The sequence below is a fragment of the Pseudomonas sp. Irchel s3h14 genome, assembly GCF_900187425.1.
Lineage (GTDB): Bacteria > Pseudomonadota > Gammaproteobacteria > Pseudomonadales > Pseudomonadaceae > Aquipseudomonas.
In genome coordinates, this window is sequence record NZ_FYDJ01000002.1 from 311,293 (window position 1) to 333,747 (window position 22,455).

General features: G+C 61.3%; 25 protein-coding genes. 22 read left to right on the forward strand and 3 right to left on the reverse strand.

All coding sequences use genetic code 11. The features are described 5' to 3' along the window. The first annotated feature begins 21 nt into the window (after positions 1 to 21). Positions 22 to 1,485, forward strand: coding sequence for a protein adenylyltransferase SelO (selO, locus tag CKW16_RS04990; RefSeq protein ID WP_095127469.1), 1,464 nt, complete (start codon positions 22 to 24; stop codon positions 1,483 to 1,485). Positions 1,486 to 1,491: 6 nt separating this feature from the next. On the opposite strand, the gene CKW16_RS04995 is transcribed toward selO, so the two are convergent. Next, on the reverse strand, positions 1,492 to 1,854 hold the full coding sequence (locus tag CKW16_RS04995; RefSeq protein ID WP_095127470.1) for a type II toxin-antitoxin system PemK/MazF family toxin: 363 nt from the start codon (positions 1,852 to 1,854) through the stop codon (positions 1,492 to 1,494). Then, on the reverse strand, positions 1,854 to 2,123 hold the full coding sequence (locus CKW16_RS05000; RefSeq protein ID WP_095127471.1) for an AbrB/MazE/SpoVT family DNA-binding domain-containing protein: 270 nt from the start codon (positions 2,121 to 2,123) through the stop codon (positions 1,854 to 1,856). The genes CKW16_RS04995 and CKW16_RS05000 overlap by 1 nt, the downstream gene beginning before the upstream one ends. A 271-nt stretch (positions 2,124 to 2,394) precedes the next feature. Between CKW16_RS05000 and trxC the strand changes: the two genes are divergently transcribed. Next, a complete protein-coding gene (trxC, locus tag CKW16_RS05005) occupies positions 2,395 to 2,829 on the forward strand; it encodes a thioredoxin TrxC (RefSeq protein ID WP_095127472.1) in 435 nt (144 codons plus the stop codon). 10 nt (positions 2,830 to 2,839) lie between these two features. Here the strand turns inward: trxC and CKW16_RS05010 are convergent, their stop codons facing one another. Beyond that, a complete protein-coding gene (locus tag CKW16_RS05010; RefSeq protein WP_008149632.1) occupies positions 2,840 to 3,610 on the reverse strand; it encodes a ParA family protein in 771 nt (256 codons plus the stop codon). A 354-nt stretch (positions 3,611 to 3,964) separates the two neighbouring features. On the opposite strand from CKW16_RS05010, the gene CKW16_RS05015 reads away from it, so the two are divergent. From CKW16_RS05015 to CKW16_RS05110, 20 genes are all read left to right on the forward strand, one after another. Beyond that, positions 3,965 to 4,690 carry a beta-ketoacyl synthase chain length factor gene (locus CKW16_RS05015; RefSeq protein WP_095127473.1) on the forward strand — a complete coding sequence of 242 codons (726 nt, stop codon included), beginning with the start codon at positions 3,965 to 3,967 and terminating at the stop codon, positions 4,688 to 4,690. Beyond that, positions 4,666 to 5,475, forward strand: a complete 810-nt coding sequence (locus tag CKW16_RS05020; protein ID WP_095127474.1) for a 1-acyl-sn-glycerol-3-phosphate acyltransferase — start codon at positions 4,666 to 4,668, stop codon at positions 5,473 to 5,475. The genes CKW16_RS05015 and CKW16_RS05020 overlap by 25 nt, the downstream gene beginning before the upstream one ends. Continuing rightward, on the forward strand, positions 5,456 to 5,716 hold the full coding sequence (locus CKW16_RS05025; RefSeq protein ID WP_008149626.1) for a phosphopantetheine-binding protein: 261 nt from the start codon (positions 5,456 to 5,458) through the stop codon (positions 5,714 to 5,716). The genes CKW16_RS05020 and CKW16_RS05025 overlap by 20 nt, the downstream gene beginning before the upstream one ends. A 9-nt stretch (positions 5,717 to 5,725) precedes the next feature. Further along, positions 5,726 to 5,980, forward strand: coding sequence for an acyl carrier protein (locus tag CKW16_RS05030; protein ID WP_007992314.1), 255 nt, complete (start codon positions 5,726 to 5,728; stop codon positions 5,978 to 5,980). Next, on the forward strand, positions 5,977 to 6,522 hold the full coding sequence (locus CKW16_RS05035; protein WP_095127475.1) for a hypothetical protein: 546 nt from the start codon (positions 5,977 to 5,979) through the stop codon (positions 6,520 to 6,522). The genes CKW16_RS05030 and CKW16_RS05035 overlap by 4 nt, the downstream gene beginning before the upstream one ends. After that, positions 6,519 to 8,201 carry an acyl-CoA synthetase family protein gene (locus CKW16_RS05040; RefSeq protein WP_095127476.1) on the forward strand — a complete coding sequence of 561 codons (1,683 nt, stop codon included), beginning with the start codon at positions 6,519 to 6,521 and terminating at the stop codon, positions 8,199 to 8,201. The genes CKW16_RS05035 and CKW16_RS05040 overlap by 4 nt, the downstream gene beginning before the upstream one ends. 131 nt (positions 8,202 to 8,332) lie before the next feature. Then, positions 8,333 to 9,067 carry a glycosyltransferase family 2 protein gene (locus CKW16_RS05045; RefSeq protein WP_095127477.1) on the forward strand — a complete coding sequence of 245 codons (735 nt, stop codon included), beginning with the start codon at positions 8,333 to 8,335 and terminating at the stop codon, positions 9,065 to 9,067. Continuing rightward, positions 9,064 to 10,005 carry a glycosyl transferase gene (locus CKW16_RS05050; RefSeq protein WP_095127478.1) on the forward strand — a complete coding sequence of 314 codons (942 nt, stop codon included), beginning with the start codon at positions 9,064 to 9,066 and terminating at the stop codon, positions 10,003 to 10,005. The genes CKW16_RS05045 and CKW16_RS05050 overlap by 4 nt, the downstream gene beginning before the upstream one ends. Then, entirely contained in the window at positions 9,986 to 11,530 is a 1,545-nt protein-coding gene (gene hutH, locus CKW16_RS05055; RefSeq protein WP_095127479.1) for a histidine ammonia-lyase, read from the forward strand. The genes CKW16_RS05050 and hutH overlap by 20 nt, the downstream gene beginning before the upstream one ends. Continuing rightward, the gene (locus CKW16_RS05060) at positions 11,523 to 11,948 is read left to right on the forward strand and encodes a thioesterase family protein (RefSeq protein WP_033055401.1); all 426 of its coding nucleotides are present in this window, start codon (positions 11,523 to 11,525) and stop codon (positions 11,946 to 11,948) included. Before hutH ends, CKW16_RS05060 begins: the two co-directional genes overlap by 8 nt. Continuing rightward, positions 11,945 to 12,697, forward strand: coding sequence for an outer membrane lipoprotein carrier protein LolA (locus CKW16_RS05065; protein ID WP_256580445.1), 753 nt, complete (start codon positions 11,945 to 11,947; stop codon positions 12,695 to 12,697). Before CKW16_RS05060 ends, CKW16_RS05065 begins: the two co-directional genes overlap by 4 nt. Further along, positions 12,681 to 15,026: an MMPL family transporter gene (locus CKW16_RS05070; RefSeq protein ID WP_095127480.1), complete on the forward strand. Its 2,346-nt coding sequence runs from the start codon at positions 12,681 to 12,683 to the stop codon at positions 15,024 to 15,026. Before CKW16_RS05065 ends, CKW16_RS05070 begins: the two co-directional genes overlap by 17 nt. Continuing rightward, positions 15,023 to 16,183 (forward strand): sodium:proton antiporter, encoded by a 1,161-nt coding sequence (locus tag CKW16_RS05075; protein ID WP_095127481.1) that lies wholly within the window; start codon positions 15,023 to 15,025, stop codon positions 16,181 to 16,183. Before CKW16_RS05070 ends, CKW16_RS05075 begins: the two co-directional genes overlap by 4 nt. Beyond that, the gene (locus CKW16_RS05080) at positions 16,170 to 17,417 is read left to right on the forward strand and encodes an NAD(P)/FAD-dependent oxidoreductase (RefSeq protein ID WP_095127482.1); all 1,248 of its coding nucleotides are present in this window, start codon (positions 16,170 to 16,172) and stop codon (positions 17,415 to 17,417) included. Before CKW16_RS05075 ends, CKW16_RS05080 begins: the two co-directional genes overlap by 14 nt. Further along, positions 17,414 to 18,139: a class I SAM-dependent methyltransferase gene (locus CKW16_RS05085; protein WP_095127483.1), complete on the forward strand. Its 726-nt coding sequence runs from the start codon at positions 17,414 to 17,416 to the stop codon at positions 18,137 to 18,139. Before CKW16_RS05080 ends, CKW16_RS05085 begins: the two co-directional genes overlap by 4 nt. After that, positions 18,139 to 18,759, forward strand: a complete 621-nt coding sequence (locus CKW16_RS05090; RefSeq protein WP_256580446.1) for a hypothetical protein — start codon at positions 18,139 to 18,141, stop codon at positions 18,757 to 18,759. Before CKW16_RS05085 ends, CKW16_RS05090 begins: the two co-directional genes overlap by 1 nt. Further along, on the forward strand, positions 18,756 to 19,952 hold the full coding sequence (locus tag CKW16_RS05095) for a beta-ketoacyl-[acyl-carrier-protein] synthase family protein (protein ID WP_095127484.1): 1,197 nt from the start codon (positions 18,756 to 18,758) through the stop codon (positions 19,950 to 19,952). The genes CKW16_RS05090 and CKW16_RS05095 overlap by 4 nt, the downstream gene beginning before the upstream one ends. Then, positions 19,949 to 20,410 carry a hotdog family protein gene (locus tag CKW16_RS05100; RefSeq protein ID WP_095127485.1) on the forward strand — a complete coding sequence of 154 codons (462 nt, stop codon included), beginning with the start codon at positions 19,949 to 19,951 and terminating at the stop codon, positions 20,408 to 20,410. The genes CKW16_RS05095 and CKW16_RS05100 overlap by 4 nt, the downstream gene beginning before the upstream one ends. After that, entirely contained in the window at positions 20,407 to 21,135 is a 729-nt protein-coding gene (gene fabG, locus CKW16_RS05105) for a 3-oxoacyl-ACP reductase FabG (RefSeq protein WP_095127486.1), read from the forward strand. Before CKW16_RS05100 ends, fabG begins: the two co-directional genes overlap by 4 nt. Next, positions 21,135 to 22,361, forward strand: a complete 1,227-nt coding sequence (locus tag CKW16_RS05110) for a beta-ketoacyl-ACP synthase (RefSeq protein ID WP_095127487.1) — start codon at positions 21,135 to 21,137, stop codon at positions 22,359 to 22,361. Before fabG ends, CKW16_RS05110 begins: the two co-directional genes overlap by 1 nt. The last annotated feature ends 94 nt before the right edge of the window (positions 22,362 to 22,455 follow it).

The following is a 22,455-nucleotide window of genomic DNA, read 5'->3' on the forward strand; positions in this document are numbered from 1 at the left end:
ACATTCTGCTGGAGATGGCCGTTGAAAGCCCTCGACGAACTGACTTTCGATAACCGTTTCGCCCGCCTGGGCGATACGTTTTCCGCCCACGTGCTACCCGAGCCGATCGACAACCCGCGCCTGGTGGTGGCCAGCCCCGCCGCCATGGCATTGCTCGATCTCGACCCTGTCGTGGCCGAAACCCCGGAGTTCGCCGAACTGTTCAGCGGCCATAAGCTCTGGGCTGACGCTATCCCAAGGGCGATGGTCTATTCCGGTCATCAGTTCGGTTCCTACAACCCACAACTGGGCGATGGTCGCGGTCTGTTGCTGGGCGAGGTCTACAACGAGGCCGGCGAGCATTGGGACCTGCACCTCAAGGGTGCCGGCCAGACGCCCTTTTCGCGCATGGGTGATGGGCGGGCGGTCCTGCGGTCCTCGATCCGCGAATTTCTCGCCTCCGAAGCGCTGTATGCCCTGAACATCCCGACCACCCGCGCCCTATGCGTAATCGGCTCCGACACGCCGGTGTGGCGCGAGAAGCAGGAACGCGCGGCCATGGTCCTGCGCATGGCGCCGAGCCATGTGCGTTTCGGGCATTTCGAATATTTCTACTACACCAAACGCCCCGAGAAGCAGAAAGAACTCGGCGAACACGTGCTGGCCATGCATTTCCCGGAATGCCTGGAACAGCCGGAGCCGTACCTGGCGATGTTTCGCGAAATCGTCGAGCGCAATGCCGAACTGATCGCCAAATGGCAGGCCTATGGCTTCTGCCACGGCGTGATGAACACCGACAACATGTCGATCCTCGGCATTACCTTCGACTACGGCCCGTTCGCCTTCCTCGACGACTTCGACGCCCACTTCATCTGCAACCACTCCGATGACCAAGGCCGTTACTCCTACAGCAACCAGGTGCCGATCGGCCAGTGGAACCTCAGCGCCCTCGCCCAGGCCCTGACGCCGCTCATCAGCGTCGAAGCCCTGCGTGAAACCCTCGGCCTGTACTTCCCGCTGTACCAGGCCCATTACCTGGACCTGATGCGCCGCCGCCTCGGTTTCACCAAGGCCGAAGACGATGACCAGAAACTGCTGGAGCACCTGCTGCAACTGATGCAGAACAGTGGCGTCGACTACAGTCTGTTCTTCCGCCGTTTGGGGGAGGAATCACCTGAACTGGCCATCGCCCGCTTGCGCGATGACTTCGTCGACATCAAAGGCTTCGATGCCTGGGGTGAGCTCTACATCGCCCGGGTAACGCGTGAAGGCGAGCTTGATCAGGAACAACGCCGCAAACGCATGCATGCGGTCAATCCGCTGTACATCCTGCGTAACTACCTGGCGCAGAAAGCCATCGATGCGGCAGAGAGTGGCGACTATTCAGAGGTTCGTCGGTTGCACGCGGTGCTGAGTAATCCGTTCGAGGAGCAACCGGGGATGGAGAGCTATGCCGAGCGGCCGCCGGAGTGGGGCAAGCATTTGGAGATCAGTTGTTCGTCGTGAGACGGATCAATCCATGGGATCGATGGCACTGACGACTCGAGCAATGATGTCTGCCATCGTGATGTCATCAAGTCGCTCAATGAATTTGGCTGAACCGTCCCGGACACGCTGCTCAATATCAAAACTGCGTACCTGATTACAAACCGCGACACCGTTTGTTTCGTGGCCGGAGACGATGACTGCCAAACCGGAGTTTCGACTGAAGCTCCCGCCACTGGTCACGGGCACAGTCATGCTGACACCCAGTGAGTTGATTTCCCTTGGCGTAATCACTATGAACCGATGCCGGTTCATCATCTCTCGTCCCGCAACCGGGTTCGGGTCAATCCAGTAGACATCGCCTCGTTGAGGCGCTTGCCGCCTAACCATCAACCTAGCTCCCGGCCAACTGAATCGCCTTCACGTGCAAACGCTGTCTGAGCATTCAGCTCAGCGACTTCTTCGGACCCTTCAAGCAACTCGGCAAGGCTGTACCGCTTGCGAGGAGGCTGTACAACTGGACGGGCAATCAACTCGCCATCGACCACATTCAGTTCCAACTGTGCCCCTACTTCAAGGTGCAGGAGCTTCAGTAAAGTTGGCGGGAGGGTAATCACCGCAGCCCCACCTTGACGGCGAATTTTGGAAGTCACGGACATGGGATAACTCCTATCCGATAATTGAAAGGCATCGATTTCTCGATAAGTGCAACAAAAGTAGCACGCGACTGAAGGCAAAGCGAACTCCTCGCTAAGGTAATTTGAAGATGGTGGCGCTGCTTCCAGAGTAGCCACCGATCCCAAACGGAACGCTTGGAAAATGTGAGGATTTGCGACAAGCGCGTCGCGCCTGTTGGCCTTTCACGGCTTGATAAAAGCAGTTTGCGACACCAGATCAGTTCTAGATTGCCCACTCATTCAGAGCACGACTATGTCCGACCCACTCCTCATCCCCTGCCCCCACTGCAACGGCCTCAACCGCATTCCCGCCGAACGCCTCAACGACCATCCAAAATGCGGCCGCTGCAAAGCCGAAGTCCTGCTGAATAAACCCTTCGAACTGAAGCAAAGCGATTACGCCAGCCAGATCAAAGGCGATCTGCCGCTGCTGGTGGACGTTTGGGCGGATTGGTGTGGGCCGTGCAAGTCGTTTGCGCCGGTGTTCGAGCAGGCGGCGGTGCAATTGACGGGCAAGTGTCGACTGGCCAAGCTGGACAGCGAGGCAAACCAGCAGCTGTCGGCGCAGTTGGGGATCCGTTCGATCCCGAGTCTGATTCTGTTCAAGAACGGCCGGGAAGTGGCACGACAGAGCGGCGCCTTCCCGTTACCGCAGTTGATGAGTTGGTTGCGCAGTCAGGGCATCTGACCCTGAGCAGTCAGGCGTTTTCCAGCAAGTTGTGCAGATCGACGAATTGCTGCGTCAGCTTATGACGCGGGTCGAGGTGGATCAGCGGGGTGTTAGCCTGGTGGGATTCACGCATGCGCACCGAGCTGCCCAGGTACACCGGTAATACCGGCAGGCCTTCGGCGATCAGTTCGTCGAGGATTTGCTGGGGCAGACTGGCGCGGGCCTGGAACTGGTTAACGACAATCCCTTCGACTTCCAGCCCCTCGTTATGGTCATCCTTCAATTCTTCGATTTCCGCCAACAGGCCGTACAGCGCCTGACGCGAGAAGCTGTCGCAATCGAAGGGAATCAGTACACGATCAGCGGCAATCAACGCAGATACCGCGTAGAAATTCAGCGCTGGCGGGGTATCGAGGTAGATCCGGTCGTAATCGCCGTCCAGTTCCTCGAGCAATTTGCGCAGCTTGTTGATCTTGTGTTTGGCCTCAAGCTTGGGCTGCAAGTCAGCCAGCTCGGCAGTGGCAGTGATGACGTGGAGGTTGTCGAACGGGGTTTCGTAGATATCGACCTGGTTTTTCTTCGCGAACGGGCCGGAAGACAGGGTCTGTTTGAAAAAGTCGGCAATGCCCATAGGAATGTCATTACCGGTGAGCCCCGTCAGGTACTGAGTGGAGTTAGCCTGGGCATCGAGATCCACCAACAGCGTGCGATAACCCTCGCTGGCGCTGACCGCCGCCAGATTGCAGGCAATGCTGGATTTGCCTACGCCACCTTTCTGATTGAACACCACGCGCCGCATGTCAAAACCTCCGTGTATCAAAGAATGACCGAGTGTAGTAGTCCACGGCGCTGCTTAGCTACCTCGCCAGCATCGGGACTACACAGTCAGGTGCAATCTCGCGCGGAAAAAGCCGTGGACTCGTGCACTGCTTGCCGACAGAGCCGGCAGATTAGCCGGCCGAAGTGTGGATAATGGCCAAACGATGGCCATGTAGGAACTAACCGGTACATTTCATTGAGCAAAATGTAACCATCATTTGCTACACGCCCGCCGCAACGGGATAATGCGCGCCACTCGGCGCTAAGCGCTACGTAAGGTAGTTCGCGTTTTTTGCGACTCACCGCGTCAAAGAAGCCCGCAAGGGCGGGATGAATGTCTGTGATCAATTTCAACATCGCCCAATGGCGCGCGTGGGCCCCTGGGCTCGAAAGCGTGGACGATTGGCAGGCCTGGAGCCGACAACCGGTCGTGCTTGCGAGCAGCGATGCCGCACCCGACGTCTCGTTTCTGCCGGCCATGCAGCGCCGGCGACTCAGTCGTCTGGCGCGGATGGCGTTCAGTGTCGGCTGGCCCTTGGCCGATGGCCGCCAGGACCTACCGTTGGTCTTTATTTCTCGCCACGGCGAAACCCCGCGCACTTTCGATATCCTCAGCGATCTGGCTGCCGATCAACCGCTGTCGCCGACTCAATTCAGCCTGTCCGTGCACAACGCGATCATCGGCCTGTGGTCGATCATGCGCGGCGAAACCAGTGAAATGACGGCCCTCGCTGCAGCCGGCGACGGCCTTGAACACGGCATGCTAGAGGCCGCGGCTTTGCTTTCCGAGGGTGCTCCCGCGGTACTGCTGATCGTCACCGAAGAGCAACCGCCCGAAGCCTACTCGACCTGGATCGACGACGTGCCGTTCCCTTACGCGGTCGGCCTGCTGATCACCCCCGGAAACGACTGGCAGTTGTCCCTGAACAGCGCCTCGGATGAGTTGTCCAAAGCCCAATGGCCCCATGCTCTGAACCTATTGCGTACCCTGCTCGGCCAGCAGACCACCTGCCAACATGCCTGGAAAAATCGTGTATGGACCTGGCAACGCAACCTGTAACCGAAAAAAACCGCGACGCCTATTACTGGCGCCTGCTGGCTACCGCCGCAAGCTTCACCCTGTTCGGGTTGGGCGGGCTGTGCCTGCGGCTTGTGGTTTTCCCGCTGCTGAACTGCCTGCCCGGCGATGCCCGGACACACCGGCGGCGAGCGCGGCACACCGTCGCCCGCCTGTTCTGGTTTTTTGTGCGATTCATGGCTCGCACTGGCGTGCTGACTTACGACATCCAGGGCGCCGAAAAGCTCGGTCGACCGGGGCAAATGATCATTGCCAATCATCCGTCGCTGATCGATGTGGTGTTCCTGATCGGCCTGGTGCGCCACGCCAACTGCGTGGTCAAGAAAAGTCTCTGGGAGAACCCTTTTACCCGCGGCCCGCTGCGCTGCATCGAATACATCAGCAACGACGGCAGCATGGACATGCTCGATGCAGCTGCCGACGCGCTGAAAAGCGGCCAGACCCTGATCATCTTTCCCGAAGGCACCCGCACTCAGCCCGGTCAGGCGCCAGCCTTCCATCGGGGTGCTGCGGCAATTGCTCTGCGGGGTGCGAAAATCCTCACCCCGGTGATCATCAAGGTCAGCCCGACCACGTTGACCAAGGCCGAGCCCTGGTATCGGATCCCCAAACGCCGTGTGCACTTCAGTTTCCGTGTCGGGGCCGATATAGATCCACAAGCCTTCGCCTCGCTGGGCCCTGCTCCTCAGGCCTCGCGCAAGCTCAATGACTATTTGCATCATTACTATATTAAGGAGCTCGCCGAAGATGAGCGATCTACACCGTGAAATCAAAGAACTGATCATCGACGCCCTGGGCCTTGAAGACATCAGCGCACAAGACATCGGCGACGACCAGACGCTGTTCGGCGAAGGCCTGGGCCTGGATTCGGTAGACGCCCTGGAACTCGGCCTGGCCATCCAGAAAAAGTACGGCATCAAAATCGACGCCGACGCCAAGGACACCCGCAATCACTTCAGCAACGTGGCGAGCCTTGCGGCGTTCGTCACTGCAAAACAGGCAGCTTGAGACCGGACCATGCAAACTCGTGACGACATCTTCAACACCCTGCGCGATGCTCTGGTCGAACTCTTCGAGCTGGACCCCGAGCGCGTAAGCCTCGAATCCAACCTGTATCAGGACCTGGAAATCGACAGCATTGACGCGGTCGACCTGATCGATCACATCAAACGCCAGACCGGCAAGAAAATCGCTGCCGAAGAGTTCAAATCGGTGCGTACCGTCAGCGACGTGGTCGAGGCGGTCTACCGTCTGGTTCAGCCAGCCGCATGAGCCGACTGATCGGCCTCGGCCTGCTGCTGGCGGGCCTGCTGTACCCCTTCGCGGTGTATTTCGGCCTGGAACATTTCGCGCCGTGGCAGTTTGGTCTGCTGCTGGGCAGCCTGTGGCTGGCCCGGGCACTACTCGGTACGCGCAAGCCCGGCAGTCTGTGGATGGCGATCACTGCGATCACTTTTTGCTTGTTGCTGGCGCTGTTCGACAGCCCGCTGTTGCTGCGCTGGTACCCGGTGCTGATCAGTGCGTTCATGCTCGGGCTGTTTGGCCTGAGCTTGATCGTTGGCCCGCCGATCATCGAACGCCTGGCGCGATTGCGTGAACCGCAACTGCCGGCCAAGGCGATTGTTTATACCCGCCAGGTGACGATCGTCTGGTGCGTGTTTTTCTTCTTTAACGGTTTGCTCGCCGCCGTCCTGACCCTCTGGGCGCCGCTGAGTTGGTGGATGTTGTACACCGGCCTGATTTCCTACGGATTGATGGGCCTGCTGTTTGCCATTGAATGGCTGATACGACAACGGGTACGAGGCCACCCATGAATTGGATAAAACTTGAGCACCTGTTGCTCAAGGCGCAACCGGAACGTGCCGTGACGGCCGAACCGGCACTGAATCACGCACAGCTTTGCGAACAGGCTTTAAGCCTCGCCGCGGGCCTGCAAGCCCAGGGTGTGCGGCGCATTGCCGTGCACCTTGAGGATGCCGCCGACCTGGCGATTGCCCTGCTCGGTGCCTGGCGTGCCGGGGTCAGCGTGCTGCTGCCCGCAGACCTGCAACCCCAGACTCGCCAGCGCTGGTCCACCGAAGTCGATCTGTGGCTGACCGATCAGGCCGATGACGCACACCTGAGCGATTACCGGCATCCGCCGTTGATGGCCGCCGCACTGGACCTGGATCGCTGTTCGCTGAGCCTGTGCACGTCCGGCTCCAGTGGCGAGCCCAAGCGCATCGACAAAACCCTGCGCCAACTGGCCAATGAGGTCGAAGCGCTGGAACTGCTATGGGGCGCCGATCTTGGCGCGGCTTGCATCATCGGCAGCGTCGCCACTCAGCATATTTACGGATTGTTGTTTCGAGTGCTGTGGCCGCTGTGCGCCGGGCGCTCGTTTGTGCGCAAGCAGCTGGCATTCCCTGAAGACCTGCAGCGCGCCAGCCGCGAACACCCGGTGTTCGCCTGGGTCGCCAGCCCGGCGCTGCTCAAGCGCATGGGCGACAACCTCGACTGGCCCGCTTTAAGTGCGGTTCGCCGAGTATTTTCTTCCGGCGGCGCCTTGCCGGTCGAGGCCGCACAAAGCCTTCAGCAACGCCTGCAGCAATGGCCGACAGAAATCCTCGGCAGCTCGGAAACCGGCGGCATCGCCTGGCGTCAGGGCCACATTCTCTGGCAGCCCTTTGCTGATATCGAGTTGAGCCAGGACAGCGACGGCGCCCTGCTCATTGCTTCGCCGTACTTGCCTCCCGGGCATATCGAACACACCGCGGACGCCGCGCGAATCGCTGCCGACGGCCGATTCGAACTGCTCGGCCGGCTGGACCGGATCGTCAAACTGGAAGAAAAACGTATCTCTCTACCAATGCTGGAACAGGCATTAATGGCCCACGACTGGGTCGCCGAAGCGCGTCTTGGCGTGGTTCAGGAAAACCGCGCTTCGTTGGGTGCGCTGCTGGTGCTGACAGAGTCAGGCCTGCATGCCTTGCGCAATCAGGGTCGACGCACTCTCACACAAGAACTGCGTCAGCATCTGAGCCAGCATTGCGAAGCCCTGGCGTTGCCACGACGCTGGCGCCTGCTGCGGCAACTGCCACTGAACACTCAGGGCAAACTGCCCCAGGCCACCGTTGAAGCCCTGCTGCTGGCGCCGCGCCCAAAGGCGCCGGAAGTGCTGGATCAAGTCGAAGCCGATGGCGAATGGAGCCTGCAACTGGCGGTACCACCCGACCTCGCCTACTTCAGCGGCCACTTTCCTCAGACGCCCGTATTGCCCGGCGTGGTGCAAGTGGAGTGGGCGTTGATGCTAGGACAGCAATTGATGGACCTGCCGGCAAAATTCGCCGGCATGGAAGTGCTGAAATTCCAACAACTGGTGCGCCCTGGCGATGAAATCCAGCTGCACCTGCGCTTCGATCCGACGCGCAGCAAGTTGTATTTCACCTATCGCAACGAGACCGCAACCTGCTCCAGTGGGCGGATCTTGCTGGAGGTGGCAGGCGATGCATAACCTTAGTGAGTGCTGCGCACTCATTCGCGAGCAAGCCCGCTCCCACAGGGGATTCGTGTTTAACAGAGATCCAATGTGGGAGCGGGCTTGCTCGCGAAGCAGGCACCTCGGTCTTTCAGGTGTGAGCCAACATGCATAACCCCTGCGCAATCGTCCCGGTCTACAACCACGAAACCGCCATCACCACGGTGGTTGATGCGCTGCTCGCCAGCAGCCTGCCATGCATTTTGGTGGACGATGCCAGCAGCCCGGCCTGCGCAAAGGTGCTCGATCAACTGGCCCTGCGCGACAAGGTGTTCCTGATCCGGCTCGGCGCCAACCAGGGCAAGGGTGGCGCGGTCATGACTGGCATGCGCGAAGCCTCGCGCCTGGGCTTCAGCCATGCGTTGCAGGTGGACGCTGACGGTCAGCATGATCTGCAAGACGTCCAGACTTTCATCGACCTGTCACGCGCCCATCCCGAGGCGGTGATCTGCGGCTACCCGCGTTACGACGCCAGCGTGCCGAAAGGTCGTTTGTACGCCCGTTACCTGACTCACGTCATGGTCTGGATCAACACCCTGTCGTTGCAGATTCGCGATTCCATGTGCGGCTTCCGCGTCTATCCGCTGCCACCGACCCTGGCGCTGATCGATTCGGCGAAGATCGGCAAGCGCATGGACTTCGACTCGGACGTTCTCGTACGACTGGCCTGGCGCAATCTGCCCATGCAATGGCTGCAAACCAAAGTCCGTTACCCGCTGGATGGCGTCTCGCATTTCCGCCTGTTCCACGACAACGTGCTGATTACGAGCATGCACACCCGGTTGTTCTTCGGCATGTTGCTGCGGGCGCCAGTGATTCTCTGGCGACGGTGGCGAGCATGAGCACAGACAAGGAACACTGGGCTGACCGCCAGGAGCGCGGCAGTTTCTGGCTGATGAAGTTCACCGCGTTCTGCGCAAAAGTCTTGGGCCGTCGGTTGTTGAGCCCGTTGCTGTACGGCATCGTTCTGTACTTTTTCCTGTTCGGTCGCAGCGCCCGTCGCAGCGCCTGGCAATACCAGCAGCGGCTCGCCGACTGGAGTGGTCGCAACGAATTGCGTCCGACCCATTGGCGAGTGTTCGGTCAGTTCATGGCCTTCGCCGATTCCATGCTCGACAAGCTCGACGTATGGAACGGCAAGTTGAGCATCGAGCAGATCGAAATCATCGACCCGGCATTGCTGCGCAATCAACTGCGCGGCACCCGTGGGCAGATGCTGGTAGGCGCGCATTTGGGCAATCTCGAGGTCTGCCGTGCGCTGGCCGAGATCGGCGAGAAAGTTACGATGAACGTGCTGGTGCACACCAAGCACGCCGAACAATTCAACCGCTTGCTGGGTGAAGCCGGCGCGACCAATCTGCGACTGATTCAGGTCAGCGAGCTGGACCCGCTGATCATGCTGCAACTCCATGAACGCCTGGAGCGCGGCGAATGGCTGGCGATTGCCGGCGACCGCGTGCCGCTGCACGGCGGGCGCAGCGTGACCGTGGATTTCCTCGGCCATCAAGCCGCGTTCCCTCAGGGCCCATGGTTGCTAGCCGGCCTGCTGAAATGCCCGATCAACCTGATGCTGTGCCTGAAGAAGCCAGCGGGCGACTATCGACTGACCCTCGAACCGTTCGCCGAGGCCGTGGTGTGGAAGCGCAGCGACCGCGAGCAGGTCATTCATCAGTGGGCCTCCCGCTATGCCGAACGCTTGGGTCACTATTGCCTTGAAGCGCCCCAACAATGGTTCAACTTTTACCCTTTCTGGAAGACTGATGACGACGCCAACGCTTGAGCCGGTAACCTTCGGCGAACTCCCTTTGCGCATCGAAGACGTGCTGGCCCTGGCCAACCGTCAGGTGCCGACGCAGTTGCAAAGCGACCCTGCGTACCGCGAGCGTATCGCCAAGGGTGCGCGATTCCTGGACTCCTTGCTGGACAAGGAAGGCGTGATCTACGGCGTGACCACCGGCTACGGCGATTCTTGCGTGGTCGCGGTGCCGCTGCATCACGTCGAGGCGTTGCCCCGTCATCTGTACACGTTCCACGGCTGTGGCTTGGGCAAACTGCTCGACGCTCAGGCCACTCGCGCGGTGCTGGCGGCGCGTTTGCAGTCGTTGTGCCACGGCGTGTCCGGGGTGCGCGTGGAGCTGCTGGAACGCCTGCAAGCCTTCCTCGAACACGACATTCTGCCGCTGATTCCGGAAGAAGGCTCAGTGGGCGCCAGCGGTGATTTGACGCCGTTGTCCTATGTCGCCGCAACCCTGTCCGGTGAACGCGAAGTGATGTTCCGTGGCGAACGCCGACAAGCCTCCGATGTGCACCGCGAACTGGGTTGGGAGCCGCTGGTTCTACGCCCGAAAGAAGCGCTGGCGCTGATGAACGGCACCGCCGTCATGACCGGTCTCGCGTGCCTGGCCTATGCCCGCGCCGATTACCTGCTGCAACTGGCCACGCGCATCACCGCGTTGAACGTGGTCGCCCTGCAAGGCAACCCCGAGCACTTCGACGAGCGCCTGTTCGCCACCAAACCGCATCCGGGGCAGATGCAAGTCGCCGCGTGGCTGCGCAAGGATCTGGCGATCGACGCGCCGACCGCGCCGCTGCATCGCCTGCAAGACCGTTATTCCCTGCGTTGCGCGCCCCATGTCCTCGGCGTGCTGGCCGACAGCCTGAACTGGCTGCGTTCGTTCATCGAGATAGAGCTCAACAGCGCCAACGACAACCCGATTATCGACGCCGAAGCCGAACGCGTGCTGCACGGCGGGCACTTCTATGGCGGCCACATTGCGTTCGCCATGGACAGCCTGAAGAACCTGGTGGCCAACGTCGCCGACCTGCTTGATCGTCAACTCGCCTTGCTGGTGGACGAGCGTTACAACCATGGCTTGCCAAGCAACCTGTCCGGCGCCACCGCTGACCGAGCGATGCTCAATCACGGCTTCAAAGCCGTGCAGATCGGCACCAGTGCCTGGACCGCCGAAGCGCTGAAAAACACCATGCCGGCCAGCGTCTTCTCGCGCTCCACCGAGTGCCACAACCAGGACAAAGTGAGCATGGGCACCATTGCTGCCCGTGATGCGATCCGCGTGCTGGAACTGACCGAACAGGTTGCCGCTGCCACTCTGCTGGCCGCCAACCAAGGCGTCTGGCTGCGCAGCAAGGCCGAGGATGCACGTCCATTACCGCCAGCACTGGCCGCCATGCACGAAGAACTGGCCAAGGACTTCCCGCCGGTCATCGAAGACCGCGCGCTGGAAGGCGAACTGCGCCTGTGCCTGAAGCGTATTGCCGAGCAACACTGGAGGCTGCATGCGTAGCAAGGGAGTGCTTCACACCGATACGGAAATCCTCGTGCCGTTCTTTGATGTCGACACCATGAACGTCGTCTGGCACGGCCATTACATCAAATACCTGGAAGTCGCCCGCTGCGCGCTGCTGGACAAGATCGGCCACAACTACACGGCCATGGTCGAGTCGGGCTACGCATGGCCGGTGATCGATCTGCAACTGCGTTATGTGCGCGGCGCCGTGTTCGGCCAAAAGCTCAACGTGCGCGCCAATCTGGTGGAATGGGAGAACCGTCTGAAGATCAGCTACCTGATCAGCGATCTGGAAACCGGCGAACGCTTGACCCGCGCCAGTTCCGTGCAGGTCGCCGTCGACATGAGCAGCCGCGAAATGCAGTTGGCCTCACCCAAGGTCTTCACCGACGCTGTTGAAAGGATGCTCGCATGACCCTGCTGAAAACCCTCTGTAGCAGCTGGCGAAGCCTGCGTCGATCGGTCCGCGCTCGGGCGCAGCAATCGCCCTGCATTCCTCCTGATGCACCGCATGTTCAGGTTTTACGACGGCTTCGCCGCCGAACGCAGCCTCGCGGGCTCGGCAGCTGCTACAGGTTCGTGGTGGCGCTGGTGTTAGCGCTGGGATTTACTTCATTGGCGCAGGCTTTTGATTTGCAGCAGTTGAGTGATCAACTGGCCAAGCCTGACGTGATCCACGGCAACTTCATCCAGGAAAAACACCTGCGCGCCCTGCCCCAGCCGCTGACCAGCAAGGGCACTTTCGTCCTCGCTAAAAACCACGGCTTGCTCTGGCTGCTGAAAACCCCGCTGCAACAGGATTACCGCATCAGCGACAAAGGCATCGCCCGGCGAGACGCCAACGGGTGGCAAATGCTCCCGAGCAAGAGTGCCGGTGCCGAGCAGAACCGTTTGTTCCTCGCCGTACTGCAAGGCGACAGCAGCGGGTTGCAACGGGATTTCGAACTTTCACTGAGCGGCGACGCACAGCACTGGAAGCTGACGCTGACCCCGCGTTCCATGCTGCTCAAGCAGGTGTTCACTCAGATCAACATTGCCGGCGGCGAACTGGTGCACAGCATCGAGCTGCTCGAAACCCAAGGCGACAGCACGCTTTTGCGCATGCAGGACAGCACCAGTGCACAACCGTTGAGCGATGCGGAGCAACATGACTTTGCCGAGTGAACGGAGTCTTCCACGGCTGTTTCTGATCCTGCTGCTGGCGGTGCTCGCGCTTGCCGGTTGGCAATGGCGTGACGGCGCCCCGCTGTCGGCCAACCTGATGGAACTGGTGCCGGGCACGGCGCCGGACGCGCTGGAACTGCGCGCCGAACAACGCATGCAAGAACCGCTGAACCGCGAAATGCTGGTACTGGTCGGCCACACCGATCGCCAGCAAGCCGTCGCGATGGCGCAGAAACTGGGCGAGCAGTGGCAGGCCAGCGGCTTGTTCGAAAAGGTCCAGTGGAACCTGCAAGCCGACTTGCCAGCGCTGCGCACGCAATTGCTCAATGGTCGACTCGCGATGTTGTCAGCGGCTGACCGGCAGCAACTGATCGAGCATCCCGACGCCTTTATCCAGCAGCGAGTACAAGCGCTGTTCGACCCTTTCACCGGTTTCAGTCTGGTGCCGAGTCAGGATGACTGGCTGGGCCTGACCGGGCGCATCCAGAACAGCCAGCCGCAACACGGTTCGGTGCAACTGGACATCGGCAGCGGTGCGCTGGTCGCCGATGCCGACGCCGACGGCAAGAGTTGGGTGCTGCTGCGCTCGCGCACCACTGGCAACGCCTTCGACATGAACTTGCCGCTGCAAGTGGCCGACCTGCTCCAGCACAGCCGTGAACAAGCCGCCCAGGCCAACGTTCAATTGCTTGCCGCCAGCGGCTTGCTCTATGCGGCCAGTGGGCAAAAGCAAGCCACCCGGGAAATGACCTGGGTCGGTGGTGGCGCCACGGTGGGCATTCTGTTGCTGTTGCTGCTGGCCTTCCGGCGCTGGCGGGTGTTGCTGGCCTTCGTCCCGGTGCTGGTCGGCATGCTCTTCGGTGCGGTGGCCTGCGTGGCGCTGTTCGGCCATATGCATGTGATGACGCTGGTGCTCGGTTCGAGCCTGATCGGCGTAGCGGTCGATTACCCGCTGCACTACCTGTCCAAGAGCTGGAGCCTGAAGCCCTGGCACAGTTGGCCGGCCCTGCGCCTGACGTTGCCGGGCCTGACGCTGAGCCTGATCACCAGTTGCATCGGTTACCTGGCCCTGGCCTGGACACCGTTCCCGGCGCTGACCCAGATTGCCGTGTTCTCTGCCGCCGGTCTGCTCGGCGCCTATTTGTCCGCGGTGTGCCTGCTGCCGGCACTGCTCAAGGGCACAGATTTGCGTCCGGCGCAGTGGCCGCTGCGGGTGGCCGAGTATTTGCTGGGGCGCCGTGAAGCGTTGCTCAAACTCGCGAGCACGCCGGTGCTGCTGGCGCTGCTGATTGCCTTTTGTGTGGGCGGTCTGTTGCAGCTCGACACCAAAAACGACATTCGCCAGTGGGTCGGTGCACCGCAGCAACTGACTGACGAAGCACAAACCATTGCACGCATCACCGGCTATCAACCCACCAGCCAGTTCTTCCTGGTACGCGCGGCCAATCAGCAGCAACTGCTGGAACGCCAAACTGCGTTGAGCGAGCGGCTGGATCAGTTGGTCAACCTGGAAAAACTCCAGGGTTATCTGTCGCTCAATCAACTGGTCAGCCAACCCACCGAACAGCAGAAAGTCCGTGAGGCGCTGAACAAGTTGCCGCAGTTCTGGCAACCGCTGCTCGATGTCGGCGTGCCCGCCGAGGCGCTGCAAGCAGAGCTCACGAAATTGCAGGCACTGCCCACCGAAGACATCGACGCAGCGCTGGTCGGTCCGTTGGCGGAACCCTATCGCACACTGTGGCTGGGACCGACCGATGACGGCGTAGCGGCGATGGTCAGTCTGCAAGGGCTGAACAATCCTGCCCTGCTGCGAGTCCAGGCGCTGGATTTGCCGGGCGTGGAACTGGTGGATCGCCTCGGTGAGTTGAACACGGTATTCGCCGACACCCAGATCAGTGCCGCAGAGCTGAAACTCGCGTCCTGCGTGCTGATCGTTCTGGTGCTGATCCTGCCGTTCGGTTTCGGCGGCGCGCTGCGGATCGTCGCCCTGCCGCTGCTGGCCGCGCTTTGCAGTCTGGCCAGTCTCGGCTGGCTGGGGCAACCGCTGACGCTGTTCAGCCTGTTCGGCCTGCTGCTGGTGACGGCCATCAGCGTCGATTACGCGATCCTCATGCGCGAACAGGTCGGCGGCGCTGCGGTGAGCCTGCTGGGCACCTTGCTGGCGGCGCTGACCACGTGGCTGTCGTTCGGTTTGCTGGCGGTGTCCAGCACGCCGGCGGTGAGCAATTTCGGTCTGTCGGTGAGCCTCGGCCTGGCGTTCAGTTTCATCCTTGCGCCGTGGGCCGGACGCCAGGTTCACGCCGCCCCGGTCACGGAGTCAGCCACATGATGATCGCCGTGTTCTGGGTCATGGCCCTGGCGCTATTCGCCGTGGCCACCCGTGTCGGTCGTCACTTCGGCGTGATCCCGATTGTCAGCCAGTTGCTGCTGGCCACTTTCGGCCTGCCGCTGCTGATGTACTTCTGGATCGAACCCCAGTGGCAATTGAGCGGCGCCGCGCTGGTCGCGCCGGCCTGGCTGAAAAACGTCTACAGCCTGGGCTTTGCCTTGTTGCTGGGGCACATTCTCAGTGACGTGATTGACCTGCGACTCGACCGTCAGAGCCTGAAGATCGCCCTGCCCAGCTTCTGTATTCCGTTTGCCTGCGGCCTCGCGACTGCAGTGTGGCTGTTACCGCCGCAACCCTGGATCAGTTCGCTGGCGGTCGGCCTGCTGTTCGCCATCACGGCGATTCCGGTGTTGTATCTGTACCTGCGACACATCAAATACCCGCCTGCCGCCACCCGGCGACTGGTGCAGACCGCGATCCTTATCGACCTCACCTGCTGGACCCTGTTCGCCATCGCCCAAGGCAGCCTGCACCTGAGCAGCCTCTTGCTGCCGCTGGCCGGCGCCTGCCTGCCGTTGCTGCTGCGCCTGCTCCGATTGCGCCAGCCGTTGCTGCACAGCGGTTGCTTCTTCGCACTGCTGGTCGTGGCGGAACACTTCAAGCTCAATGCGCTGATTTTCGGCATCGGTTACCTGCTGTGGATGGCCGCGCTCAAAGTGCCGCTGGTGCTGCCGTTGCCGGTGATCTGGATGAGTCACTTGCAGACGTATATCGCGATCCCGCTGATCCTCACGTTCGGCATCGTGCAAATCAACGTCCATGCGGCCTTGGCCAGCCTCGGCTGGGTGCAACTGGCGGCACTGCTGCTGTTCCCGATTGCCAGTAAACTGCTGGGCAACTGGCTGGGCCTCGGCTGGGCCGGCGCATCGTTTGAAGGCGCCAGTCGCTGGCGGGAAAGTGTCTTGCTGAATATTCGTGGCTTGAGTGAGATCGTCTTTCTCAACCTGCTGCTGCAACAACAACTCATCAGCCCGGCGCTGTACTTCGCGCTGATGGTGATGGGCCTGATCGCGACACTGCTGCCGGCACTCGCCGGTATGCACCAAACCCCTCTGAACATCGCCGTCCCGGCAAGGAGCCCCCGTGCCAACAGTTGAAATGGAACATCGCCAGGTCGTGGTTATCGGTGCAGGTCCGTCGGGCGCCATCGCCGCCGCGCTGCTCAAGCGTAAAGGTCATGACGTATTGATGATCGAACGCCAGCATTTCCCACGGTTTTCCATCGGTGAAAGCCTGCTGTCCCACTGCCTGGATTTCGTCGAAGAAGCCGGCATGCTCGAGGCGGTGAACGCCGCCGGATTCCAGTTGAAAAACGGTGCGGCATTCGCTTGGGGCGAGCAATACAGCGCCTTTGATTTCGGCGAGACGTTCAGCAACGGCAAGCCGACTACCTTCCAGGTCCAGCGTGCCGACTTCGACAAGCTGCTGGCCGATCAGGCCGCGCTGCAAGGCGTCGACGTTCGTTACGGCGAAGCCATCGTCAGCGTCGATTTCAGCCTGCCGAAACCGCAGCTCGACGTGCTTCGCGAAGACGGCAGCCAGTACCGCGTCGAAGCCGATTTCGTGCTGGATGCCAGCGGCTACGGCCGCGTGTTGCCGCGCTTGCTCGACCTTGAAGCGCCGTCGGATTTCCCGGTGCGCCAGGCCGTGTTCACCCACGTCGAGGACCACATCGACAGCCCGACCTTCGAGCGGGAAAAAATCCTCATCACCACCCATCCGATCCACCGCGATATCTGGTTCTGGACCATCCCGTTCAGCAACGGCCGTTGCTCGGTGGGCGTGGTCGCGGCAGCCGAACACTTCGAAGGCCGCATGGAGAACCTGGACGAGTGCCTGCGAGGGTTTATCGCTGAAACCCCAAGCCTGGCCGGTGTGCTGAACAACGCTGTGTGGGATACGCCCGCTCGAACCATCGGCGGCTACTCGGCCAACGTCAAAACCCTCCACGGGCCAGGCTTTGCCCTGCTCGGCAACGCAGCAGAATTCCTCGACCCGGTGTTCTCCTCCGGCGTGACCATCGCCATGCGCTCGGCGAGCATGGCCGCCGCAGTTCTGCATCGCCAACTGCAAGGCGAAAATGTCGATTGGCAGACTGAGTTCGCCATCCCGCTCAAGCGCGGCGTCGACACATTCCGTTGCTACGTCGAAGGCTGGTACGCCGGGACGTTCCAGGATGTGATTTATCATGAGGGCGGCTCGCCCGATATTCGCCGCATGATCAGTTCGATTCTGGCCGGGTATGCCTGGGACGAGCGCAATCCGTTCGTCACCGAACCCAAGCGCCGGCTGCGGATGCTCTCGGAGCTCTGTGCAAAGGACGCCACATGAGCTACTTGAGCGACACCTACGTCGAAGAAACCCGCTTTGGTTTCTGGTTCCTGCGCAGCCACACTTGGCAGCACCATGTGCTGCGAGTGGCAATCAGCGATTTGCGTAGCCTGTTCAGCGAAACACCGCCAAGCAACCCAGTGCTGCTGGATGCCGGTTGCGGTCAGGGCAAGTCGTTCCAGTACCTGCGTCAGACCTTTGCCCCACAGCGCCTGATCGGTCTGGACGCCGACCCACACAGCCTGGACCTGGCCGGCGAAGAAGCCGTCCGTCAGGGCATGAAGGTTGAGTTGACCGGCAGCGACTGCGCGAGCATCAACGTCCCGGACGCCAGCGTCGATCTGCTGTTCTGTCACCAAACCTTCCACCATCTGGTGCAGCAGGAACAGGCACTGGCCGAGTTCTACCGCGTGCTCAAACCCGGTGGCTATCTGCTGTTCGCCGAATCCACCGAGGCTTACATTGATACGTGGGTGATCCGCTGGTTGTTCCGCCACCCGATGCACGTGCAAAAGAGCGCCGCCGGGTACCTGGACATGATTCGCCAGCAGGGTTTCGAACTCGGCCCGCAAAACGTGTCTTATCCATACTTGTGGTGGAGCCGCGCCAAGGATTTCGGCCTGTTTGAACGCTTGGGTCTGCGCCGGCCAAAGCCCTTCGGCCAACGGGAAGAAACCCTGGTCAATGTGGTCGCGCGCAAACCCCTTGAAGGTGCTGTGTGATGTTTAGTGCAACTCAAACCTGTGGGAGCGGCGGTGCGGCGATCCGACTTGCTCGCGAATGCGCAGTGTCAGTCGACATCATTGGTGAATGTAACACCGCATTCGCGAGCAAGCCCGCTCCCACAGGGATAGCGGGCATCCTGAGATTTTTGCTCCTCGGCGCGATCCTGTTGCTGAGCGCCTGCGCCAGCCGGGCGCCGCTGCCCGAGCAAACCCCGAACCTGTCGTTGCCGCTGCAATTGCACATCCAGCGCCTGGTGGCCGACCAACGTCAGGATTGGGTGCTGGTGATCCAGCGTGAAGGTCCCGGCATTCGCTGGTCGATGATGGACTTGCTGGGCATTCCCCAGGCACGCCAGAAACTGGTCGATGGCGAGTGGCAGGCTGACGGTCTGCTGCCGCCCAATCCGGAAGCGCGAGAGCTGTTCGCCGCGCTGCTGTTTGCGCTGACCCCCAAAGATGAACTGTCGGGCAACTATCCCGCCGCGTGGCAGCATGGCTCGCAACGGTCCTTGCCAGCGCACTGGGAAGTCCGCTACTCACAACCCATGAGCTTTGAATTGAACCTGCCCAAAGGCCCGAAATATCAAGTCACTCCACTCAGCGGGGACGCGCCATGACGGCCTACCTGAATGCCCTCGGGGTGATCTGCGCCCTGGGCCGTGACAAGTCCGAAGTCACCCGCAACCTGTTTGCCGGTGACTGTTCGGGCATGCGCGATGAGGCCGGCTGGGTGGCGGAACGGTCGTTGCCCGTGGCCGCGGTTCGCGGCGAACTGGCGCCGATCCCGGCGGAGCTTGCGCCGCAAGACACCCGTAATAATCAATTGCTGCTGGAAGCCGCGCTGCAAATTCGCGAAGACATCGACCAGGCGATCCAGACCTACGGCCGCGACCGCATCGGTATCGTTCTGGGCACCAGCACCTCGGGCATCGACGAAGCCAGTCGCGGCCTGGCCCATTACATCCGCGAGCACCAGTTCCCGGCCGATTACGACTACCAGCAACAGGAACTCGGCGCTCCGGCGAACTTCCTCGCCGACTGGCTGCAACTGAGCGGCCCGGCCTATGTGATTTCCACGGCCTGCACCTCCAGCGCCCGGGCGTTGATGAGTGCTCAGCGACTGCTGGACCTGGGCGTATGCGACGCGGTGCTGTGCGGCGGTGTCGACAGCCTGTGCAAGTTGACCCTCAATGGGTTCTCGGCGCTGGAAGCGGTGTCTGAACAACGCTGCAACCCGTTTTCGGTGAACCGTAACGGCATCAACATTGGCGAAGCGGCGGTGCTGTTTTTGATGAGCAAAAGTGTCGGCGACAGCCAGCCAATTGCACTGCTTGGCAGTGGCGCCTGCTCCGATGCACATCACATTTCTGCGCCGGAACCGACCGGCCGTGGCGCCCTGCAAGCGATGCGCAAAGCCTTGAGCCGAGCACAACTGCAACCGCAGCAGATCGATTACCTGAACCTGCACGGCACCGCCACCCAACACAACGACGCCATGGAAAGCCTGGCGGTGGCGACGTTGTTCCCGGCGGGTGTGCCGTGTTCGTCGACCAAACCCATGACCGGCCACACCCTCGGGGCGGCCGGCGCCCTGGAAGCGGCGTTCTGCTGGTTGAGCCTGAGTGCAGGCAACCGCGAGCACGCCCTGCCGCCCCACGTCTGGGACAGCCAACCGGACCCCGATTTGCCAGCCCTGAAATGGGTGACCCCGGCCGATCGCCTGACGTCCATTGCACCTCGCTATCTGATGAGCAATTCCTTTGCCTTCGGTGGTAACAACGTCAGCCTGATTATCGGAGACGCCCCATGATTGACTGGCCGATCGCCGAACTGCTGCCGCACGCTGGCGACATGATCTTCATCGAGCAGATCCTGTCGTTCGATGACGAGCAGATTTACACCCGCCTCACGGTCAGACCCGATGGCCTGTTCAACCGCCCGGACGGCAGCCTGCCGGCCTGGGTCGGCATCGAACTGATGGCCCAGAGCGTCGCCGCCTACGCCGGTTGCCATGCGCGCCAGCGTGGCGATGCGGTGGAACTGGGGTTTCTGCTCGGCACCCGCAAATTCGAATGCAACGTCGAGCACTTCCCCGCCGGCACCGAGCTGACCATCCACGGCATCCGCTCCCTGGAAGACGACAACGGCATGGGCGTGTTCGAATGCCACATCACCGCCCCCGGCATTCACGCCACCGCTCGTCTGAACGTGTTCCGTCCGCCTCAGGCCGCTCAATACCTTCATGAAACCCAAGGAACCCAGCCATGACTGAATCCGTACTGATCACCGGTTCCAGCCGTGGCATCGGCCGTGCTATCGCTTTGCGTCTGGCCCAGGCCGGGCATGACATCGTGCTGCATTGCCGCAGCGGACTTGCGGACGCTGAAGCCGTGAAGGCCGAAATCGAAGCCTTGGGGCGCAACGTGCGCATTCTGCAATTCGACATTTCCGATCGCGCCAGCTGTAAAGCCATTCTCGAAGCCGACGTGGAAACCCACGGCGCCTATTACGGCGTGGTACTGAACGCCGGCCTGACCCGCGACGGTGCTTTTCCAGCCCTGAGCGAGGATGATTGGGATGTGGTGATGCGCACCAACCTCGACGGTTTCTACAACGTGCTGCACCCGGTGATGATGCCGATGATTCGTCGTCGCGCGGCCGGGCGGATTGTTTGCATCACCTCGGTTTCCGGGTTGATCGGCAACCGTGGCCAGGTCAACTACAGCGCCTCCAAGGCCGGTTTGATCGGCGCGGCGAAGGCGTTGGCGATCGAGTTGGGCAAGCGCAAAATTACCGTTAACTGTGTCGCACCCGGCTTGATCGACACCGCGATGCTCGATGAAAACGTGCCGGTGGAAGAAATGATGAAAATGATCCCCGCACAACGCATGGGCACCCCGGAAGAGGTGGCCAGCGCGGTGAATTTCCTGATGTCGGCGGAAGCGTCGTACATCACCCGGCAGGTTCTGGCCGTTAACGGAGGCCTGTGCTGATGAAGCGCGTCGTCGTCACCGGCATGGCCGGCATCACCTCACTGGGCAGCGATTGGGACACCATCGCCGCTAACTTCGCGGCCAACCGCAGCGGTATCCGCCGGATGGACGAGTGGGATCGCTTCACCGAACTCAACACGCGACTGGCGGGGCCGATCGACGACTTCAAAGTGCCGAGCCACTGGACCCGCAAGCAACTGCGCAGCATGGGCCGGGTTTCGCGCCTGGCGGTCGGCGCAGCGGAACAGGCATTGGCCGATGCCGGTCTGCTGGGTGACGAATCGATCAAGGACGGGCGCATGGGCGTTTCCTGCGGCTCATCCACCGGCAGCACCGACGAGATCAAGGCGTTCGGCAACATGCTGCTCAACTCGGTGGCCGAGGGCCTGAACGCCAACTCCTATGTGCGCATGATGCCGCACACCACGGCGGCGAATATCAGCATCTTCTTCGGCCTCACCGGTCGGCTGATCCCGACCTCCAGCGCTTGCACCAGCGGCAGTCAGGGCATCGGTTATGCCTACGAGTCGGTCAAGTTTGGTCGCCTGCCACTGATGCTCGCCGGCGGCGCTGAAGAGCTATGCCCGACCGAAGCGATGGTCTTCGACGCGCTCTACGCCACCAGCCTGAAAAACGATGCGCCGCAGACTTCCCCACGCCCGTACGACAGCGGCCGCGATGGCCTGGTGATCGGTGAAGGCAGCGGCATGCTGGTGCTCGAAGAACTCGAACACGCATTGGCTCGCGGTGCGCACATCCACGCCGAACTCGTCGGTTTCGGCAGCAACGCCGACGGCCAGCACGCCACCCGCCCAGAGCAGGTCACCATGCGCCGGGCCATGGAACTGGCCCTGGAAGACGCCGGGTTACAGCCTTCTGACATTGGCTACGTGAATGGTCACGGCACCGCGACTGAACAGGGCGACATTGCCGAAACACTGGCAACGAGCGCGTTGTTTGGCGAGCACATGCCGATCAGCTCACAGAAGAGTTTCCTCGGTCACACCCTTGGAGCCTGCGGTGCGCTGGAATCCTGGTTCAGCATCGAAATGATGAACCGCGACCTGTACGTCCACACCCTCAACCTCGACGACGTCGACCCAAACTGCGGCAAGCTCGATTACCTGCGCGGCGAATTCCGGCAGATGAGCAACCAGTACGTGATGAACAATAACTTTGCGTTTGGTGGGGTTAATACGTCGCTGATCTTCCGTCGCTGGTCGTAACGCCTGAAACGACAAAGGGCGCCTTTCGGCGCCCCTTCACAAACAGGTCGGCTTGTCATCGCCCTGTACCTGTCTGGCTCTGCGATGGCTGGTT

Coding starts and splice junctions, on each gene's coding strand:
- hutH (WP_095127479.1), top strand. CDS start 9,986: ATGACGACGCCAACGCTTGAGCCGGTAACCTTCGGCGAACTCCCTTTG.
- CKW16_RS05070 (WP_095127480.1), top strand. CDS start 12,681: ATGACTTTGCCGAGTGAACGGAGTCTTCCACGGCTGTTTCTGATCCTG.
- CKW16_RS05025 (WP_008149626.1), top strand. CDS start 5,456: ATGAGCGATCTACACCGTGAAATCAAAGAACTGATCATCGACGCCCTG.
- CKW16_RS05045 (WP_095127477.1), top strand. CDS start 8,333: ATGCATAACCCCTGCGCAATCGTCCCGGTCTACAACCACGAAACCGCC.
- CKW16_RS05100 (WP_095127485.1), top strand. CDS start 19,949: ATGATTGACTGGCCGATCGCCGAACTGCTGCCGCACGCTGGCGACATG.
- trxC (WP_095127472.1), top strand. CDS start 2,395: ATGTCCGACCCACTCCTCATCCCCTGCCCCCACTGCAACGGCCTCAAC.
- CKW16_RS05110 (WP_095127487.1), top strand. CDS start 21,135: ATGAAGCGCGTCGTCGTCACCGGCATGGCCGGCATCACCTCACTGGGC.
- CKW16_RS05060 (WP_033055401.1), top strand. CDS start 11,523: ATGCGTAGCAAGGGAGTGCTTCACACCGATACGGAAATCCTCGTGCCG.
- CKW16_RS04995 (WP_095127470.1), bottom strand. CDS start 1,854: ATGGTTAGGCGGCAAGCGCCTCAACGAGGCGATGTCTACTGGATTGAC.
- CKW16_RS05040 (WP_095127476.1), top strand. CDS start 6,519: ATGAATTGGATAAAACTTGAGCACCTGTTGCTCAAGGCGCAACCGGAA.
- CKW16_RS05010 (WP_008149632.1), bottom strand. CDS start 3,610: ATGCGGCGCGTGGTGTTCAATCAGAAAGGTGGCGTAGGCAAATCCAGC.
- CKW16_RS05090 (WP_256580446.1), top strand. CDS start 18,139: ATGTTTAGTGCAACTCAAACCTGTGGGAGCGGCGGTGCGGCGATCCGA.
- CKW16_RS05095 (WP_095127484.1), top strand. CDS start 18,756: ATGACGGCCTACCTGAATGCCCTCGGGGTGATCTGCGCCCTGGGCCGT.
- CKW16_RS05000 (WP_095127471.1), bottom strand. CDS start 2,123: ATGTCCGTGACTTCCAAAATTCGCCGTCAAGGTGGGGCTGCGGTGATT.
- fabG (WP_095127486.1), top strand. CDS start 20,407: ATGACTGAATCCGTACTGATCACCGGTTCCAGCCGTGGCATCGGCCGT.
- CKW16_RS05035 (WP_095127475.1), top strand. CDS start 5,977: ATGAGCCGACTGATCGGCCTCGGCCTGCTGCTGGCGGGCCTGCTGTAC.
- CKW16_RS05075 (WP_095127481.1), top strand. CDS start 15,023: ATGATGATCGCCGTGTTCTGGGTCATGGCCCTGGCGCTATTCGCCGTG.
- CKW16_RS05015 (WP_095127473.1), top strand. CDS start 3,965: ATGTCTGTGATCAATTTCAACATCGCCCAATGGCGCGCGTGGGCCCCT.
- CKW16_RS05085 (WP_095127483.1), top strand. CDS start 17,414: ATGAGCTACTTGAGCGACACCTACGTCGAAGAAACCCGCTTTGGTTTC.
- CKW16_RS05065 (WP_256580445.1), top strand. CDS start 11,945: ATGACCCTGCTGAAAACCCTCTGTAGCAGCTGGCGAAGCCTGCGTCGA.
- CKW16_RS05030 (WP_007992314.1), top strand. CDS start 5,726: ATGCAAACTCGTGACGACATCTTCAACACCCTGCGCGATGCTCTGGTC.
- CKW16_RS05050 (WP_095127478.1), top strand. CDS start 9,064: ATGAGCACAGACAAGGAACACTGGGCTGACCGCCAGGAGCGCGGCAGT.
- CKW16_RS05020 (WP_095127474.1), top strand. CDS start 4,666: ATGGACCTGGCAACGCAACCTGTAACCGAAAAAAACCGCGACGCCTAT.